Raw genomic sequence first — 17632 nt, forward strand, 5'->3', positions numbered from 1 at the left:
AGCCGCTCGTCCTTACATGGTTATTCAGGGGCAATGCTGCTCCTGACTGTCGTCGTCGCCCGGCTCACCACTGCCCTGTGCCTCGATCCGCTGATCGTCCTGCGTGGTTGGCTGGGGAAACTGCCCTGGGCTCCACACTTCACAGGTGCTCGGCGATCTACCCTCGGCACAGCCTGCAAGCCCCAAACACAGCAGCATCAGAGTCGCCGCGCAAGACTTTGCAAGGTAGCTATTCATAGTGAGGCCCTCCTTTTACGGTTAACCCACTACAAAGACCTCTGTCGGCCGCGGTTGGTTGCCTGCCCTGCTAAGCGCCTGGACTATGGACACTCGTCCATCGACGGCATGGCACTGAGCGGCTCCCCTTCCTTGAGTGCCGGCTTCGGCATGTCGTCCTCGCCGAAGCGTCGGTAGATCACCGCGGCCGTCTCCGCCCACCAACCCGCCTGGTAGCAACTGCGCTCGCGCGCCTGGGGCTGGTCCTGGCCAGCCTCCTCGGCTTGCCCCTCTGGAGCGCCCGCGCACCCTACAGCAAGTCCCGCGCTCAACAAAATCAGCAGGGGCTTGAGCATGTGCAACACCCTCTTCTTAGCCCTGGCGCTTGCCTGACCAGACACCCCCGCTTCGCTGCGCAGGGATATCAGACACTCAGGCTTTGGCGCGTTGTTCCAATACTTCCACGGCTGGCAGGACTTTGCCCTCGACGAATTCGAGGAAAGCGCCACCGCCGGTGGAGATGTAGGAGATCTGCGCAGCAACGCCGTATTTGTCGATCGCCGCCAGGGTGTCGCCACCGCCAGCGATGGAGAACGCCGAGCTTTCGGCGATGGCCAGGGCCAGGGCCTTGGTGCCTTCGCCGAACTGGTCGAACTCGAAGACGCCGACCGGGCCGTTCCAGAGGATGGTCTTCGACGACTTCAGCAGTTCGGCGAACAGCGCGGCGCTTTGCGGGCCGATGTCGAGGATCATGTCGTCTTCGGCGACATCGGCGATGGCCTTGACTGTCGCGGCGGCGCTTTGCGCGAACTCCTTGGCCACCACCACATCCACCGGCAGCGGCACGCTGACCTTGGCGGCGATGGCTTTGGCGGTGTCGAGCAGATCCGGCTCGTACAACGACTTGCCGACCGGATAACCGGCAGCTGCGAGGAAAGTGTTGGCAATGCCACCACCGACGATCAGCTGATCGCAGATCTCGCTCAGGCTGTTCAGCACGTCGAGCTTGGTCGAAACCTTGGAGCCGGCGACGATCGCTGCCATCGGCTTGGCCGGGGCGCCCAGGGCTTTGCCCAGCGCGTCCAGTTCGGCGGCCAGCAGCGGACCTGCGGCGGCGACTTTGGCGAACTTGGCTACGCCGTGGGTCGAGCCCTCGGCGCGGTGCGCGGTGCCGAAGGCGTCCATGACGAACACATCGCACAGCGCCGCGTATTGCTGCGCCAGCTCATCGCTGTTCTTTTTCTCGCCCTTGTTGAAACGCACGTTCTCGAACAGCACGATTTCGCCGGCTTTGATCTCAACACCGTCGAGGTAGTTGGCCACCAGCGGCACTTCACGGCCAAGGGCCTTGCTCAGGTAGTCGGCCACCGGCTTGAGACTGTTCTCAGCGCTGAACTCGCCCTCGCTCGGGCGACCGAGGTGCGAGCAGACCATCACGGCGGCGCCCTTCTCCAGCGCCAGCTTGATGGTCGGCAGGGAAGCCAGGATGCGCGCATCGCTCGTCACCACGCCGTCTTTCACCGGCACGTTGAGGTCTTCGCGGATCAGTACGCGCTTACCTTGGAGGTCGAGGTCGGTCATCTTCAACACGGTCATCAGGGTCAGTCCTTCACGGGGCTGGTTAATTAAAGGCTTTTAAGTTTCGCAGCGGCGGCGACGCGCAGATAGTGGTCGGCGACGTCGAGCATACGGTTGGCGAAGCCCCATTCGTTGTCGAACCAGGCCAACAGGTTCACCAGCCGGGGGCCGGAAACGCGGGTCTGGCTACCATCGACAATCGCCGAATGCGGATCGTGATTAAAGTCGCAGCTGGCGTGCGGCAACTCGGTATACGCCAGCAGGCCTTGGAGCGGGCCCGACTCGGCGGCCTGCCTGAGCACGCGGTTGATTTCGGCCGCGTCGGTATCGCGAGCGGTCTGGATAGTGATATCCAGGCAGGACACATTCACCGTGGGCACACGCACGGCTTTGGCCTGAATCCGCCCGACAAGTTCCGGCAACAGCCGTTCGATGCCACGCGCCAGACCAGTGGACACCGGAATCACCGACTGGAAAGCCGAGCGCGTGCGGCGCAGGTCTTCATGGTGATAGGCGTCGATTACCGGCTGGTCGTTCATCGCCGAGTGGATGGTGGTGATGGAGACGTACTCCAAACCCACCGCCTCATTCAGCAGCTTGAGCAATGGCACGCCGCAGTTAGTGGTACAGGAGGCGTTGGAGACCAGCAGTTCGGCGCCGCTCAACGTCTGCTGATTAACCCCGAAGACGACGGTGGCATCGATATCCGCCTCGCTGGCCATCGGCTGCGAGAACAGCACGCGCGGCGCGCCGGCGTCGAGAAAGCGCTGGGCGTCGGCACGAGTGTGGTAGGCGCCAGAACATTCGAGCACCAGATCGACACCCAGCGCGGCCCAGTCGACGCCCTCCGGCGTGGCGCTACGCAGGACTTGCACGCTAGCGCCATTGATATGCAGGCAATCGCCTTCGATCCGTACGTCGCCAGGAAAACGACCGTGGGTCGAGTCGAAGCGCGTCAGGTACTCGAGGCTGGCCAGATCGGCCAGGTCATTCAGTGCCACCACGTCGAAACAGGCCTTCGTCCCGCGCTCATACAACGCGCGCAGCACACAACGACCGATCCGGCCATATCCGTTGAGGGCGACTTTGTAGGGGCGGGTGCTGGGCATAAGGTTCTCAATGTGCGGGCTTTTGTTCCCTCTGCCATTCATGGGGAGGGGCGCTAGAGCACTCAGAACCTGTTCAAGGTCGTCGCGAGCGCAGGTCAGGCAAGGCGAAAATAGGCGAGGAAGCGGAGTTGACTGCAGTCAATGAGCATTCCGAGCCTGTTTTCAACGCAGCATCACCAAGCGCAGCAGACATTGAGCAGGTTCTCAGCCTTCCAGCAGTTCGGCGGCGGTATCCAGGATGTTCTCCAGGGTGAAGCCGAAATGCTCGAACAACGCCGGTGCCGGTGCCGACTCACCGAAGGTGGTCATGCCGATCACCCGACCTTCGAGGCCGACGTACTTGTACCAGTAATCGGCATGGGCCGCTTCGATGGCGATCCGGGCACCGACTTGCAACGGCAGCACGGACTGCTTGTAGCCGGCGTCCTGGGCGTCGAACACGCTGGTGCAAGGCATGGAGACCACACGCACCTTACGGCCTTGCTCGCTGAGTTTGTCGAATGCCTGTACCGCCAGACCGACTTCCGAGCCGGTGGCGATCAGGATCAGCTCCGGCTCGCCGGCGCAGTCCTTCAGCACGTAACCGCCACGGCTGATGCTGGCGACTTGCTGCACATCCCGCGCCTGATGCGTCAGGTTCTGCCGGGAGAAGATCAGTGCGGACGGGCCGTCGTTGCGCTCGATGGATTGTTTCCAGGCCACCGCGGACTCCACCGCATCGCAGGGACGCCAGCAGTCCAGATTCGGCGTCATGCGCAGGCTGGCCAGTTGCTCGATCGGCTGGTGGGTCGGACCGTCCTCGCCCAAGCCAATGGAGTCATGGGTGTAGACGAACAGCACGCGCTGCTTCATCAGCGCGGCCATGCGCACGGCGTTGCAGGCGTATTCCATGAAGACCAGGAAGGTCGCGCCGTAGGGGATGAAGCCGCCGTGGCGAGCGACGCCGTTCATGATCGCGCTCATGCCGAACTCGCGCACGCCGTAGAACATATAGTTGCCGTTGGCGTCGTCGGCGGTCACGCCCTTGCAGCCCTTCCACAGGGTCAGGTTGGAACCGGCGAGGTCGGCCGAACCGCCGAGGAATTCCGGCAGCAGCGGGCCGAAGGCGTTAAGCGCGTTCTGGCTGGCTTTGCGGCTGGCGATGGTTTCGCCCTTGTTGGCGACGTCGGCGATATAGACCGCGGCCTTCGCAGCGAAGTCGGCCGGCAGCTCGCCCTTGACTCGCCGGCTGAACTCGCTGGCCAGTTCCGGATAAGCGGCGGTGTATGCGGCAAAGCGCTGGTTCCATTCGACCTCGGCGGCGGCGCCAGCTTCCTTGGCATCCCACGCGGCATAGATCTCACTCGGCACTTCGAACGGGCCGTGAGTCCAGCCGAGGGCGGCACGGGTCAGGGCGATTTCGTCGTTACCCAGTGGCGCGCCGTGGCAGTCTTCCTTGCCTTGCTTGTTCGGCGAACCGAAGCCGATCACGGTTTTGCAGCAGATCAGGGTCGGCTGCTCGCTCTTGCGTGCGGTGTCGATGGCGATCTTGATTTCTTCCGCGTCATGCCCGTCGACGTTGCGGATCACCTGCCAGCCGTAGGCTTCGAAGCGCTTGGGCGTGTCGTCGGTGAACCAGCCATGCACTTCACCGTCGATGGAGATGCCGTTGTCGTCGTAGAAGGCGATCAGTTTGCCCAGGCCCAGCGTGCCCGCCAGCGAGCAGACTTCATGGGAGATGCCTTCCATCATGCAGCCGTCGCCCAAGAAGACGTAGGTGTGATGGTCGACGATGTTGTGGCCATCGCGATTGAACTGCGCCGCCAGGACCTTTTCCGCCAAGGCCAAGCCCACGGCATTGGCCAGCCCCTGGCCGAGCGGGCCGGTGGTGGTCTCGACGCCGGCGGTATAGCCGAATTCCGGGTGGCCCGGGGTACGAGAGTTGAGCTGACGGAAGTTTTTCAGGTCATTGATGGTGACGTCGTAGCCGGTCAGGTGCAGCAGCGAGTATTGCAGCATCGAGCCATGGCCGTTGGACATCACGAAGCGGTCGCGGTCGGCGAACTCCGGGTTGCTCGGGTTGTGCTTGAGGTAATCGCGCCACAACACTTCGGCGATGTCGGCCATGCCCATTGGGGCGCCGGGGTGGCCGCTGTTGGCTTTCTGCACAGCATCCATGCTGAGGGCACGAATGGCATTGGCACGCTCACGACGGCTGGGCATCGCTGATCTCCTGGGAGGGCTGCATTAAAACAGCGGGTCGAAAAAAGGCGGCTATTTTCGCCCAGCCAAGCCTGCGGGGGCAATCACAGATGGTCATGCGCCGGCCAAAAGCTCACTTATTTGTCGCGCGACCGCAGGTTCTCCCGCGCCTCAGTGACAGGCGTTTGCTCACTCAGCAAGGCTGACCGGGTCAGCGAGCGACCGTTTATCAGAAGAGTTGGCAGTGGCGGCCGTCCCCCAGCAATGCTTAGCCGCCCATCAGCCAATATCAAAACTTTTTGATATTGGCATTGCGAGCAGCAAAACCGGGGGCTAGACTGCCGCCCCATGAACTTGCGCGCGCCCTTAATCCGCCATGACGACTGCGACGAACTGGCTGCCCTGTGCAAAGCCGGTGGCGACCCGTTGCGCTTGAATGTGTTGCGCGCACTGGCCAACGATTCCTTTGGCGTACTGGAACTGGCACAGATCTTCGCCACCGGCCAGTCCGGTATGAGCCACCACTTGAAGGTACTCGCCCAAGCCGGGCTGGTAGCCACCCGCCGCGAAGGCAACGCGATTTTCTATCGCCGTGCCTTGCCGCAGGGTGAGTTGTTCGGTGGCACGTTGCACGCGGCGCTATTGGAAGAGGTGGATGAACTGACCCTGCCGCCGGATGTGCAAGCGCGCATCGGCGAGGTGCATGGCCAGCGCGCAGCGGCCAGCCACGACTTCTTCGCGCGGATGGCGGCCACCTTCCAGGCGCAGCAGGATTTGATCGCCGGGCTGCCACAGTATCGCGATAGCGTGTTGGCCTTGCTCGATGCGTTGAGCTTCCCCGCCGGTGCCACGGCGCTGGAAGTCGGCCCAGGTGATGGCGGTTTTCTGCCGGAACTGGCCCGGCGTTTCAGCCGGGTCACGGCGCTGGATAACAGCCCGGCGATGCTCGAACTGGCGCGTCTGCGCTGCGAGCGCGAAGGGTTGGGCAATGTCGATTTACAGCTGGCCGACGCCTTGGGCTCCGCCTGCGAGACCGCCGACTGCGTGGTGTTGAATATGGTTCTGCACCATTTCGCCGCGCCGGCCGAAGCGTTGAAGCAACTGGCGCCGCGCGTACGTCCCGGCGGCAGTTTGTTGATCACCGAGTTGTGCAGCCACAATCAGAGTTGGGCCAGGGAGGCCTGCGGTGATCTCTGGTTGGGCTTTGAACAGGACGACTTGGCCCGCTGGGCCTCAGCCGCAGGGCTTACGCCCGGTGAAGGCCTGTATGTGGGCTTACGTAATGGTTTCCAGATTCAGGTCCGACATTTTCAGCGGCCAGCTGGCGACACTCACCCATCGGTGCATCCATCGATAAACTAGGAAACCGTCGAGATGAGCGAATACTCTCTTTTCACCTCCGAGTCCGTGTCTGAAGGACATCCGGACAAGATTGCTGACCAGATTTCTGATGCGGTGCTGGACGCCATCATCGCCCAAGACAAGTTCGCCCGTGTGGCATGCGAAACCCTGGTTAAAACCGGCGTGGCGATCATCGCCGGCGAAGTCACCACCAGCGCCTGGATCGACCTCGAAGACCTGGTGCGCAAGGTCATCACCGACATCGGCTACAACAGCTCCGACGTCGGCTTCGACGGCGCCACCTGCGCGGTGATGAACATCATCGGCAAGCAGTCCCCCGACATCAACCAGGGCGTTGATCGTTCGCGGCCTGAAGATCAGGGCGCTGGCGACCAGGGCCTAATGTTCGGCTATGCCAGCAACGATACCGATGTACTGATGCCAGCGCCGATCTGCTACGCCCACCGCCTGGTCGAGCGCCAGGCCGAAGCGCGTAAATCCCACCTGCTGCCGTGGCTGCGTCCGGATGCCAAGTCGCAGGTCACCTTCCGTTACGAAAATGGCAAGCCGGTCGCCGTCGATGCCGTGGTGCTGTCGACCCAGCACAGCCCGGAGGTGTCCTACAAGGACCTGCGTGAAGCCGTGATGGAGCTGATCATCAAGCACGTGCTGCCGGCAGAATGGCTGCACAAAGATACCCAGTTCCACATCAACCCGACCGGCACTTTCGTCATTGGCGGCCCAGTGGGTGACTGCGGTCTGACCGGCCGCAAGATCATCGTCGATTCCTACGGCGGCATGGCCCGTCACGGCGGCGGCGCGTTCTCCGGCAAGGACCCGTCGAAGGTTGACCGTTCGGCCGCTTATGCCGGTCGATATGTGGCGAAGAACCTCGTCGCCGCCGGCCTGGCCGAGCGCTGCGAAATTCAGGTGTCCTACGCCATCGGCGTGGCGCAACCGACTTCGGTTTCGATCAACACCTTCGGCACCGGCAAGCTGAGCGATGACAAGATCGTCCAACTGGTGCGCGAGCATTTCGATCTGCGTCCGTACGCCATCACTAAGATGCTCGACCTGCTGCACCCGATGTACCGGGTAACCGCGGCCTACGGCCACTTCGGCCGCATCCCGCAAGAAGTAACGGTGGATGGCGATACCTTCACCACCTTCACCTGGGAAAAAACCGACAAAGCCGAGGCCTTGCGCGCAGCTGCCGGCCTGTAAGGCCCACGCCTGCGACAAAACAGCCCTGCACATGCGGCAATGCTGTTCACTTAAGCGATGTGCGCCTGAGCTCCCCTCTCCCGTTTACGGGAGAGGGGCTGGGGGAGAGGGTAAATAGCGGGCAAAAGTGAATTCATCTGGCATGCACCCCTCTCCCTAACCCTCTCCCCAGAGGGGCGAGGGGATAAAAGGCGAAGACGTATGCTTAAGTGAACAGCATTGCCTGCACATGCGGGGCTTTTTTGTGCCTGGCCCAACGCCTCTGGAAGGCCTCCTTGTGCGAGGACGCCCGCATGCGCAAAATCAATGCACCGCCCCCCTCAGCGCGAGAACCCGCCATGCGCATCCGGACACTCTCGGACCTGCACCACGAACACTTCGGAGGTCGCCGCGAGCTGCCCGGCGTCGAAGCGGATGTGGTGGTGCTCGCCGGGGATATCCACAGCCACTTGGAAGGACTGCACTGGGCGCGCGAAGTCTTTGCCGACACGCCAGTGATCTATGTCGCCGGTAACCACGAGTTCTACTCGTCCGATCTGCCGGAACTAACCCAAGCGATGCGCAACCTCGCGCGCGACCTGGACATCCACTTTCTGGAAAACGATGCCGTGGTGATCGATGGCGTGCGCTTTCTCGGGGCCACGCTCTGGACCGATTTCCAACTCTACGGCGCCGACGCCTACCCGACTGCGCACGAACTGGCGCTGCAACTCATGCCGGACTTCAACTGCATCGACTGGTTCGGCGCGGACTTCACGCCGGAACACAGCATCGCCCTGCACCAGGCCTCCCGCGCCTGGCTGCATGAACGGCTGGATGAGCCCTTCAGCGGCCCGAACATCGTGATCACCCATCACGCGCCGAGCGCCCGCTCGATTCCTCCGCAGTTCGTCGGCGACGGCCTGTCGCCCGCCTTCGCCTCCAGCTGTGACGTGCTGGTGGCACGCGCCGACCTGTGGATTCACGGGCATGTCCATCAAAGCCTGGACTACTACATCGGGAACGCCCGTGTGGTCGCCAACCCTGGCGCCTACCCGAGGGAGGACAGCGGTTTCGACGCCACCAAGATCATCGAAGTCTGAAGCACTGAAATGCCGCGCAAGGGATGTGCGCGTTATCACTCACGAACAGGACGTTCGCCATGCCACGCTGGATCGCTTTACTGCTGTTTCCCTTCGCCCTTCCCACCTTGGCCGGCACCTGCCCTGACTGGCCAGAGGCACGCGCCAAGGCAGAGCTCACGGCCTTAAGCGAGCAGATCGCCGAGTGGGACGCGCGCTATCACCGCCAGGGGCAATCGCCCATCGCCGATGAGCTCTACGACCAGGCCCAGGCGCGCCTGGCGCAATGGCAAAGTTGCTTTCCCGCCCAGACCGCTCCGCCCGCCGAGCCCTTGCGCGGCGCGGGCGGCCCGCAAACCCACCCGTTCGCCCACACCGGCCTGGACAAGCTGCCGGATACCGCTGCCGTCCGGGCCTGGATCAAGGGGCGCAGCGACCTCTGGGTGCAACCGAAAGTCGATGGGGTGGCGGTCTCCCTGATCTATCGCGATGGCCAGCTGCAGCAAGCCATCAGCCGTGGCGACGGGCGCAGCGGGCAGGACTGGACGGCAAACGCCCTGCGCATCGCGGCGATCCCGCGCCGCTTCGAGGGCGAGCACGGCCAACTGGTGCTGCAGGGCGAACTGTACTGGCGCCTGCCCGAGCATGTGCAGGCGCGTAGCGGAGGTGCCGGGGCGCGCGGCAAGGTCGCGGGACTGATGGCCCGGCAAAGCCTCAGTGACCGCGAAGCAGATGGCATCGGCCTGTTCGTCTGGGAACTCCCGCAGGGGCCGGCGGAAATGCCTGAGCGCCTCGCCCGTCTCAGCGCTCTTGGCGTCACCGAGAGCGTGCAGCTGAGTGAACCGGTAGCAACGCTTGCCGAGATCAGTCGCTGGCGCGAGCACTGGTATCGCTCGCCTCTGCCCTTCGCCAGCGACGGCGTGGTTATCCGTCAGGGAACACGGCCGTCGGGCAACAGCTGGCAAGCCGAACCGCCGTCCTGGGCCGTCGCCTGGAAATACCCGGCCGCCCAAGCACTGGCCGAAGTCCGCGCAGTGCAGTTCAAGATCGGTCGCAGCGGGCGGATCACGCCGGTGCTGAGCTTGCGCCCGGTGCGCCTGGATGACCGGACGATTCAGCGCGTCAGCCTCGGCTCGTTGCAACGCTGGAGCGAACTGGATATCCGCCCCGGCGACCAGGTGGCCATCGCCCTCGCCGGCCTGACCATCCCACGCCTGGACAGCGTGGTCTGGCGCGCCACTGAACGCGCCGAGCTGCACGCCCCAAAGGCCACCGATTACCACGCCCTGAGTTGCTGGCGACCATCCGCCGGATGCGCCAGCCAGTTCCGTGCACGCCTGGCCTGGCTGAGCGGCAAGCACGGTTTGGCGCTCGACGGGGTAGGTCCCGGCACCTGGGACAAGCTGCTGAACGCTCAGCGCCTGCCGGGCCTGCTCGACTGGTTGACGCTGTCACAGGAAGAGCTGGCCAGCATTCCGGGCCTGGGTGAGCGTAGCGCGAGCAATCTCAGCCGCAGATTTCAAACCGCGCCCCAGCGTCCCTTCCTGACCTGGCTGCGCGCCCTCGGCCTACCACCCACCGGTAGCGCCAAACTCCCCGACCACTGGGATGAGCTGGCACGACGCAGCGAGCAGCAGTGGCAAACCGAGCCGGGCATCGGACCAACCCGCGCCCAGCAACTCAGCGCGTTCTTCCATCATCCAGAAGTGCTGGCGTTGCGCGCACAGCTACAGGCCGCCGGCGCCGTGGGTTTCTAAGCTAAACCGCGCATAAGCTGAACAACGCGACAGCGGCTGTGGAACTCTGATCTGCCGCAACAGCGCACGTATCCGTCAGGATTGCGCACAAACTTTGGCTATGTACCCGTTAATTGTTGAGCTGGGCTGCCGCTCCTACAGGTGTTGCGCTTTTCCAATGCACGCCCTGCAACAGCTAACTCAGACAGAGCTCAAACTTTTCCCGCTAGACGCAGCCGACTCTAGCGAGTCCTTAAGCTGCTTTGGAGTGTTGTATGTTGCCGCGCAACTTCTTACCCACCGCCCTGTTCGCCACCAGCAGCCTACTCGCCACAGCACTGTCAGCTACCGAGAGCGATCTGCGCAAAGCCATGACCAAAGGCGATGCCGAGAAGATCAACACCCGCAAGGACAAGCTCGCAGAGGCACGCAAGGAGTTGCAGCATGCCCAGGATCAGTTGGGGCGCTAACAGATTGTTAAGTCAGTGGGTGCGAAACGCCTTGTGACAGGTCTCGCAGGCGTCTTCGACGGCCTGCACCGGCGGGCCGAGCTTGACCGGGTCCAACGGCTGTTGCGTGGTCGCAACGACTAACGCCGCGGTTGCGCCTTCAAGCTGACGTGCCAGCTCCTGAAAGCGTGCCTGACTTTCCCAGACCTCGGGCTTGGCGCTGGTTTTGTCGGTTTCCTTGACCTGCGGGAAGTGCTGCCAAGGCTGCTGCGACAGGCTGTCGAGCTTGATCGCGCCAGCGGTGAACCGCGCCCCATCGAAGGGAATGCGGCCACGCAGCATGCCACCGAAGTCTTCGCTGGTTTTCAGCATCTGCTTGAAGATCGCCTGGCGCTTACCCAGCGGCGAATTGGGGTCGACCCCGCCACAGGCAGTCAATGTCAGGCAGGCCAGCAGGGCGAGGGATAATTTTTTCAAGGTCATGACGGGTACTTAGCGACTAAACGGCGGCCAACAGTATCCTCGCCGGAGGGCGGAATACCAAACTCGGTGTTTTCCAAAGCTTGCCGCCACACTTGTGCAGGAGCGCGCTCGCGCTCCTCGCGCCGGCTACCAATCAGGCCGCCACCACGAACAGACTGACGATCAGCCCCATGCCGACAAACCAGACCAACGAACGCAGCGACGCCCAATCGGCCAGGTAGCAGACCAGGTACAGCAGGCGACTGACGACGAAGGCGATGGCCAGCATATCCAGGGTGGATTGCGCCGCACCTCCGGCCAGATGCGCAATGATCACCGCCGCAGAGAAGGCCGGGATGACTTCGAAAGCGTTCAACTGGGCATTGTTGGCACGCCGCCCCACACCGCTGAGCGTGGCGAGAAAAGCCCGCGGGTCGTGATTATGCTTCGGGCTGAAACCACCACTCACGCCCTTGGCCGCGACGGTGGACAGGTACGGCAGGAACAGGGCGATCAGTACGCACCAGTAAGCAATGGTCATAACGGCTCCAACTATTATTGTTCTGGAAGAATGCCCGCGCATCCTGCCCGCCCCGGCTCGCACCGTCCATGACCGCACGAACGCTGGGCTCAGCACCTCGGCCAATAGCCTTGGTGGCCCGCTTGCCCGTCGCTTTAGCCACCCGACAACCGACAGAAAGCCTTGGGCAAGCCCGTTTCCGCAGCTATAATCGCCCGGCTTCACAGCGGCCAACCTTGTTTTGGCCGCTCCCGCCACCTGTCCGAGGGGCGCTGCAGCAGATCACATCTGTCAGGCTCGGATGGGGCGTACTCAACAGCCGGTTACCCTGTCCCTGATAGAGACAACCGCTGTTCAAACGCATCAACGGCGCCCATTCGCACACCACGAATGGAGTTACAGCATGAGCGCTGCTTTTACCGACTATAAAGTCGCGGATATTTCTTTGGCCGCTTGGGGCCGTCGCGAAACCATCATCGCCGAATCGGAAATGCCAGCCCTGATGGGCCTGCGCCACAAGTACGCCGGCGAGCAACCGCTGCAAGGCGCGAAGATTCTCGGCTGCATCCACATGACCATTCAGACTGCCGTGCTGATCGAAACCCTGGTTGCCCTGGGTGCCGAGGTACGCTGGTCGTCCTGCAACATTTTCTCCACGCAGGACCAGGCCGCTGCCGCTATCGCCGCTGCCGGCATCCCGGTATTCGCCTGGAAAGGCGAGACCGAGGCCGAGTACGAGTGGTGCATCGAGCAGACCATCCTCAAAGACGGTCAGCCGTGGGATGCCAACATGATTCTCGACGACGGCGGCGACCTGACCGAGATCCTGCACAAGAAATACCCGGCGATGCTGGAAAAAATCCACGGCGTCACCGAAGAGACCACCACCGGCGTGCACCGTCTGCTGGACATGCTGGCCAAGGGCGAGCTGAAAATCCCGGCGATCAACGTCAACGACTCGGTCACCAAGAGCAAAAACGACAACAAGTACGGTTGCCGTCACAGCCTGAACGATGCGATCAAGCGCGGCACCGACCACCTGCTGTCCGGCAAGCAAGCGCTGGTCATCGGCTACGGCGACGTGGGCAAGGGCTCGGCTCAATCCCTGCGCCAGGAAGGCATGATCGTCAAAGTCACCGAAGTCGACCCGATCTGCGCCATGCAAGCCTGCATGGACGGCTTCGAAGTGGTGTCGCCGTTCAAGGACGGCATCAACAACGGCACTGCCGCCAGCATCGACACCCAACTGCTGGGCAAGATCGACCTGATCGTCACCACTACCGGTAACGTCAACGTCTGCGACTCCAACATGCTCAGCGCCCTGAAGAAGCGCGCCGTGGTCTGCAATATCGGCCACTTCGACAATGAAATCGACACCGCTTTCATGCGCAAGAACTGGGCTTGGGAAGAAGTGAAGCCGCAGGTGCATAAGGTTCACCGCACCGGCAGCGGCAGCTTCGATCCGCACAACGATGACTACCTGATCCTGCTGGCCGAAGGCCGCCTGGTGAACCTGGGCAACGCCACCGGCCACCCGAGCCGGATCATGGACGGCTCTTTCGCCAACCAGGTGCTGGCACAGATCCACCTCTACGGTGCCAAGTTCGCCAACCTGCCGGCTGCCGAGAAAGCCGCGCGCCTGACCGTTGAAGTGCTGCCGAAGAAGCTCGACGAAGAAGTGGCGCTGGAAATGGTCAAGGGCTTCGGTGGCGTTGTCACCCAACTGACCAGCAAGCAGGCCGAGTACATCGGCGTGCCGCAGGAAGGCCCGTTCAAGCCGCACGCCTACCGCTACTAATATGTAGGCTGGATAAGCCTTTGGCTTATCCACCGCCGTGGCCATTGGTGGATAACGCATGCGTTATCCACCCTACGCAAAGCCCGTACATGGGTTTTCCAGGAATTGTTTTATGAGCCAAGAACGCCGCTACAGCTTCGAGTTCTTCCCCGCAAAGACCGAGGCCGGCCACGCAAAACTACTCGCCACTGCGCATCAGTTGGCGAGCTACCAGCCGGATTTCTTCTCCTGCACTTACGGTGCGGGGGGCTCGACCCGCGATCGCACGGTCAACACCGTGCTGCAGCTGGACAGCGAAACCAAGGTGCAAACCGCACCGCACATCTCCTGCATCGGCGACTCCAAAGCCGATCTGCGAGTCCTGCTCAGCCACTACAAACAGGCCGGGATCACGCGCATCGTCGCCCTGCGCGGCGACCTGCCTTCCGGCATGGGCATGTCCAGCGGCGAACTGCGTTATGCCAACGACCTGGTGGGCTTTATCCGTGAGGAAACCGGCAGCCATTTTCACATCGAAGTGGCCGCCTACCCGGAGATGCACCCGCAAGCGCGCAATTTCGAAGACGACCTGGCCAACTTCGTGCGCAAGGCCAAGGCTGGCGCCAACAGCGCCATCACCCAGTACTTCTTCAACGCCGACAGCTACTTCTACTTCGTCGAGCGCGTGCGCAAGATGGGCGTCGACATCCCGGTAGTCCCGGGGATCATGCCGATCACCAACTACAGCAAATTGGCGCGTTTCTCCGACGCCTGCGGCGCGGAAATTCCGCGTTGGGTTCGCAAGCAGCTGGAGGCCTACGGGGATGACATCGAAAGCATCCAGAGCTACGGCGAACAGGTGGTCAGCGAAATGTGTGAACGCCTGCTGCAAGGCGGCGCACCTGGGCTGCACTTCTATACCCTGAACCAGGCCGAACCGAGTTTGGCGATTTGGAACAACCTCAAGCTGCCACGCTAAGGGTTTTCCACCACGCCAAGGCCGGCAATGCTCGACCTTGGCGCTTATGTCACCTCGTACTCGCAGTCGTACTTGTCGCCTGCCAGCCACACAAAGCTCAGCCAGAACACAGCGCGCAGCCCGAACGACTGCCGTTTTGTACTGTCCATTGGCTCGCACAACGGCGATAAACCGTTGAGCGGCAGGAAAGCAGCGCAGTTTCGCCGCTCTGTTATACTCCGGCTTCCCGCCAGGCTTACGCCCGGACGCTCGGCCCCCGCGGCCCAGCAGGACCGGACGGGATCGCGCCCCTAAGCGCGTTTCGAGCCAGGCCAGATCATCCCATTGGGCCACGCCCTAACTAGACAGGATTACTCATGTCCTTTGCTTCCCTCGGTCTCTCCGAGGCTTTAGTCAGCGCCGTTGAGGCAGCTGGCTACACCGAGCCCACTCCAGTGCAACAGCGGGCTATCCCCGCCGTGTTGCAAGGTCGCGATCTGATGGTTGCAGCCCAGACGGGCACCGGCAAAACCGGCGGCTTCGCCCTGCCCATCCTCGAGCGACTGTTCCCTAACGGTCACCCGGATCGCGAACACCGCCACGGCCCGCGCCGGCCGCGCGTGCTGGTGCTGACGCCGACCCGCGAACTGGCCGCCCAGGTGCATGACAGCTTCAAGGTCTATGCCCGCGACCTCAAATTCGTCAGCGCCTGCATTTTCGGCGGCGTTGGCATGAACCCGCAGGTGCAGGCCATGGCCCGCGGCGTCGACGTGCTGGTGGCCTGCCCCGGTCGGCTGCTCGACCTCGCCGGGCAAGGCAGTGTCGACCTGTCCCACGTCGAGATCCTGGTTCTCGACGAAGCCGACCGGATGCTCGACATGGGCTTTATCCATGACGTCAAGAAGGTCCTCGCGCGCCTGCCGTCCAAGCGCCAGAACCTGTTGTTCTCGGCGACCTTCTCGAAAGACATCACCGATCTCGCCGGCAAGCTGCTGCACAACCCGGAGCGCATCGAAGTCACCCCGCCGAACACCACGGTCGAGCGTATCGAGCAGCGTGTGTTCCGCCTCCAAGCCAGCCACAAGCGCGCCCTGCTGGCGCACCTGGTGACCGCTGGCGCCTGGGAGCAAGTGCTGGTGTTTACCCGTACCAAGCACGGCGCCAACCGCCTCGCCGAGTACCTGGACAAACACGGCCTGCCGGCGGTGGCGATCCACGGCAACAAGAGCCAGAACGCTCGCACCAAGGCCCTGGCCGACTTCAAGAACAACGGCGTACGGATTCTGGTCGCCACCGATATCGCCGCCCGCGGCCTGGATATCGACCAACTGCCGCACGTGGTCAACTTCGAACTGCCGAACATCGAAGAAGACTACGTTCACCGTATCGGCCGTACTGGCCGGGCCGGACGCAGCGGTGAGGCGATCTCGCTGGTGGCGCCGGACGAAGAGAAGTTGCTGAAAGGCATCGAGCGCATGACCAAGCAGAAGATCGCCGACGGCGACCTGATGGGTTTCGATGCCAGCACCGTTGAAGCCGAGCGCCCGGAAGTGCGTGAGCGTCCCGACGTGCGCGGCCCGCGCGGTCCACGCGACCCGAACAGCCCGCGTGGCGGTGGCGGCGGTGAGCGCCACGGCAGCGGGCGCAAGGACAAGGGCAAGGACACCGGCAAGGACAAGCCCGCCGCCCAGGCCCGTGCGCAGCAACCGGCCCGCGAGCAGCGTCAACCGCGCACCAGCGCAGCACCGACGCCACGTGCCGACCGCGCGCCGGACGAGTTTCTGGATGACGAAGTGGACAACTTCGGCAACCGTGCCGACTACGTCAGCCCCTACCAGAACAAGCAGCAGAACCGTGGCCGCCGTCCTGGCGCTCCCGCAGCGTCCGGCCCGAGCGCCAGCAATGGGGTTGGCCTAGGTGGCGCACGTCCTGCCGGCCAAGCTCCGCGTGGCCAAGCACCACGCCCACAAGGCCAAGGCAAGCCAGCAGGCCCGCGCACCGGTGGCGCTGGCGCTGGCCAGGGCAAACGCCAAGGCCAGCCTGGTCGCAGTGGCCCTGGGCGCGATGGTCAGGCGCGGCGTGATGACTCCCGTGGCCGTGGCCCGGGTCGTGACGAACAGCTGCGTCAGGAGCCGGCGGTGAAAGGCCCGCGCGACAGCCAGCCGCGGATCGTGCACAAAGAGTCGAAGATCGATCGCGTGCTGACGCCCGAGCAGTTGGAGCAACTGGATCAGTTGCCGAGCCGCACCCGCGGCGAGAAGCCCGCTTTGCTGACCCGCAACCGCGAAGCCTAAGGTTTCCCGTTGCAACAAAAACACCGGCCTCGTGCCGGTGTTTTTGTCTGTGCTGGGGCCGACTGCTTCGCCGCGGCAACCCTGGGCGCAATACAAAAACGCCGGCTCAGGGCCGGCGTTTGCTCTTAAGCGCAGCCGCTTACGTGCGCACGCCTTCGAACGAGAAGATCAACTCGACTTCCTGGGACGCCGGGCCAAGGTCCTTCTGAATCGCGAAGTCCTTCAGATTGAGCGTGGTCGAACCCTCGAAACCCGCGCGGTAGCCGCCCCATGGATCATCACCCTGGCCGATCAGCTTGGCTTTGATTACCACCGGCTTGGTCACGCCATTCAAGGTCAAGTTGCCGGCGATATCGGCAGTGTCGGTACCGGTCGACTTCACCGCGGTGGAGACGAAGGTTGCCTGCGGATTCTTGCCGACGTTGAGGAAGTCCTTACTGCGAATGTGCTTGTCGCGCTCAGCGTGGTTGGTATCGACGCTGGCGGTGTTCATCGTCACCTGAACCTTGCTCGCTTCCGGGTTCTTTTCATCGAAGCTGAAGCTGCCATCGAAGTCTTTGAACGTGCCGTACAGCCAGCTGTAGCCCAAATGGCTGATCTTGAAGTTAACGAAGGCATGCTGACCGTTCTTGTCGATAACGTAGTCAGTCGCCATCGCCTGGCCAGCGCTCAGCAGCGCAGTACCGAGGGCCAGGGCAGCCAGGGTTTTCTTCATCGTGAGGCTCT

At 63.0% G+C, this 17632-nt stretch carries 15 protein-coding genes, 1 pseudogene and 1 riboswitch; of the genes and pseudogenes, 8 read left to right on the top strand and 8 right to left on the bottom strand.

Annotated features, from left to right (window positions below; all coding sequences use genetic code 11):
* Positions 1-24: 24 nt before the first annotated feature.
* The 5 genes from D3879_RS03855 to tkt form a co-directional block, all read right to left on the bottom strand.
* The gene (locus D3879_RS03855; protein WP_119952763.1) at positions 25-237 is read right to left on the bottom strand and encodes a hypothetical protein; all 213 of its coding nucleotides are present in this window, start codon (positions 235-237) and stop codon (positions 25-27) included.
* A gap of 83 nt (positions 238-320) precedes the next feature.
* On the bottom strand, positions 321-572 hold the full coding sequence (locus tag D3879_RS03860; protein ID WP_119952764.1) for a hypothetical protein: 252 nt from the start codon (positions 570-572) through the stop codon (positions 321-323).
* Positions 573-648: 76 nt separating this feature from the next.
* Positions 649-1812, bottom strand: a complete 1164-nt coding sequence (locus D3879_RS03865; protein ID WP_119952765.1) for a phosphoglycerate kinase — start codon at positions 1810-1812, stop codon at positions 649-651.
* Positions 1813-1841: 29 nt separating this feature from the next.
* Complete coding sequence (gene epd, locus D3879_RS03870) at positions 1842-2903, bottom strand: erythrose-4-phosphate dehydrogenase (RefSeq protein ID WP_119952766.1); 1062 nt, start codon at positions 2901-2903, stop codon at positions 1842-1844.
* A 204-nt stretch (positions 2904-3107) separates the two neighbouring features.
* Entirely contained in the window at positions 3108-5105 is a 1998-nt protein-coding gene (gene tkt, locus D3879_RS03875) for a transketolase (protein ID WP_119952767.1), read from the bottom strand.
* A gap of 327 nt (positions 5106-5432) precedes the next feature.
* On the opposite strand from tkt, the gene D3879_RS03880 reads away from it, so the two are divergent.
* The 5 genes and pseudogenes from D3879_RS03880 to D3879_RS03900 form a co-directional block, all read left to right on the top strand.
* Entirely contained in the window at positions 5433-6446 is a 1014-nt protein-coding gene (locus tag D3879_RS03880) for an ArsR/SmtB family transcription factor (protein ID WP_119952768.1), read from the top strand.
* A 12-nt stretch (positions 6447-6458) separates the two neighbouring features.
* Complete coding sequence (metK, locus tag D3879_RS03885) at positions 6459-7649, top strand: methionine adenosyltransferase (RefSeq protein ID WP_119952769.1); 1191 nt, start codon at positions 6459-6461, stop codon at positions 7647-7649.
* A gap of 338 nt (positions 7650-7987) precedes the next feature.
* On the top strand, positions 7988-8731 hold the full coding sequence (locus D3879_RS03890; protein WP_119954879.1) for a metallophosphoesterase: 744 nt from the start codon (positions 7988-7990) through the stop codon (positions 8729-8731).
* Between the two features lie 59 nt (positions 8732-8790).
* Positions 8791-10467 carry an NAD-dependent DNA ligase LigB gene (gene ligB, locus D3879_RS03895; RefSeq protein ID WP_119952770.1) on the top strand — a complete coding sequence of 559 codons (1677 nt, stop codon included), beginning with the start codon at positions 8791-8793 and terminating at the stop codon, positions 10465-10467.
* Positions 10468-10796: 329 nt separating this feature from the next.
* A pseudogene (locus D3879_RS03900) lies at positions 10797-10916 on the top strand (DUF1090 family protein); the annotation flags it as partial.
* Positions 10917-10928: 12 nt separating this feature from the next.
* Here the strand turns inward: D3879_RS03900 and D3879_RS03905 are convergent.
* On the bottom strand, positions 10929-11378 hold the full coding sequence (locus D3879_RS03905; protein ID WP_119952772.1) for a c-type cytochrome: 450 nt from the start codon (positions 11376-11378) through the stop codon (positions 10929-10931).
* 133 nt (positions 11379-11511) lie between these two features.
* Entirely contained in the window at positions 11512-11898 is a 387-nt protein-coding gene (locus tag D3879_RS03910) for an MAPEG family protein (RefSeq protein ID WP_119952773.1), read from the bottom strand.
* Between the two features lie 237 nt (positions 11899-12135).
* A riboswitch (S-adenosyl-L-homocysteine riboswitch) is annotated at positions 12136-12259 on the top strand.
* A 21-nt stretch (positions 12260-12280) separates the two neighbouring features.
* Here D3879_RS03910 and ahcY point away from each other — a divergent pair.
* The 3 genes from ahcY to D3879_RS03925 all read left to right on the top strand — a co-directional run bounded on the left by ahcY (position 12281) and on the right by D3879_RS03925 (position 16906).
* Positions 12281-13675 (top strand): adenosylhomocysteinase, encoded by a 1395-nt coding sequence (gene ahcY / locus D3879_RS03915; RefSeq protein ID WP_119952774.1) that lies wholly within the window; start codon positions 12281-12283, stop codon positions 13673-13675.
* A gap of 112 nt (positions 13676-13787) precedes the next feature.
* Positions 13788-14633 carry a methylenetetrahydrofolate reductase [NAD(P)H] gene (gene metF / locus D3879_RS03920; RefSeq protein WP_119952775.1) on the top strand — a complete coding sequence of 282 codons (846 nt, stop codon included), beginning with the start codon at positions 13788-13790 and terminating at the stop codon, positions 14631-14633.
* A 356-nt stretch (positions 14634-14989) separates the two neighbouring features.
* Positions 14990-16906: an RNA helicase RhlE2 gene (locus D3879_RS03925; protein ID WP_119952776.1), complete on the top strand. Its 1917-nt coding sequence runs from the start codon at positions 14990-14992 to the stop codon at positions 16904-16906.
* Between the two features lie 139 nt (positions 16907-17045).
* Here the strand turns inward: D3879_RS03925 and D3879_RS03930 are convergent, their stop codons facing one another.
* Entirely contained in the window at positions 17046-17621 is a 576-nt protein-coding gene (locus D3879_RS03930) for a YceI family protein (RefSeq protein WP_119954880.1), read from the bottom strand.
* Positions 17622-17632: the final 11 nt, after the last annotated feature.

Source organism: Pseudomonas cavernicola (assembly GCF_003596405.1).
In the GTDB taxonomy this organism is placed as follows: Bacteria; Pseudomonadota; Gammaproteobacteria; order Pseudomonadales; family Pseudomonadaceae; genus Aquipseudomonas; species Aquipseudomonas cavernicola.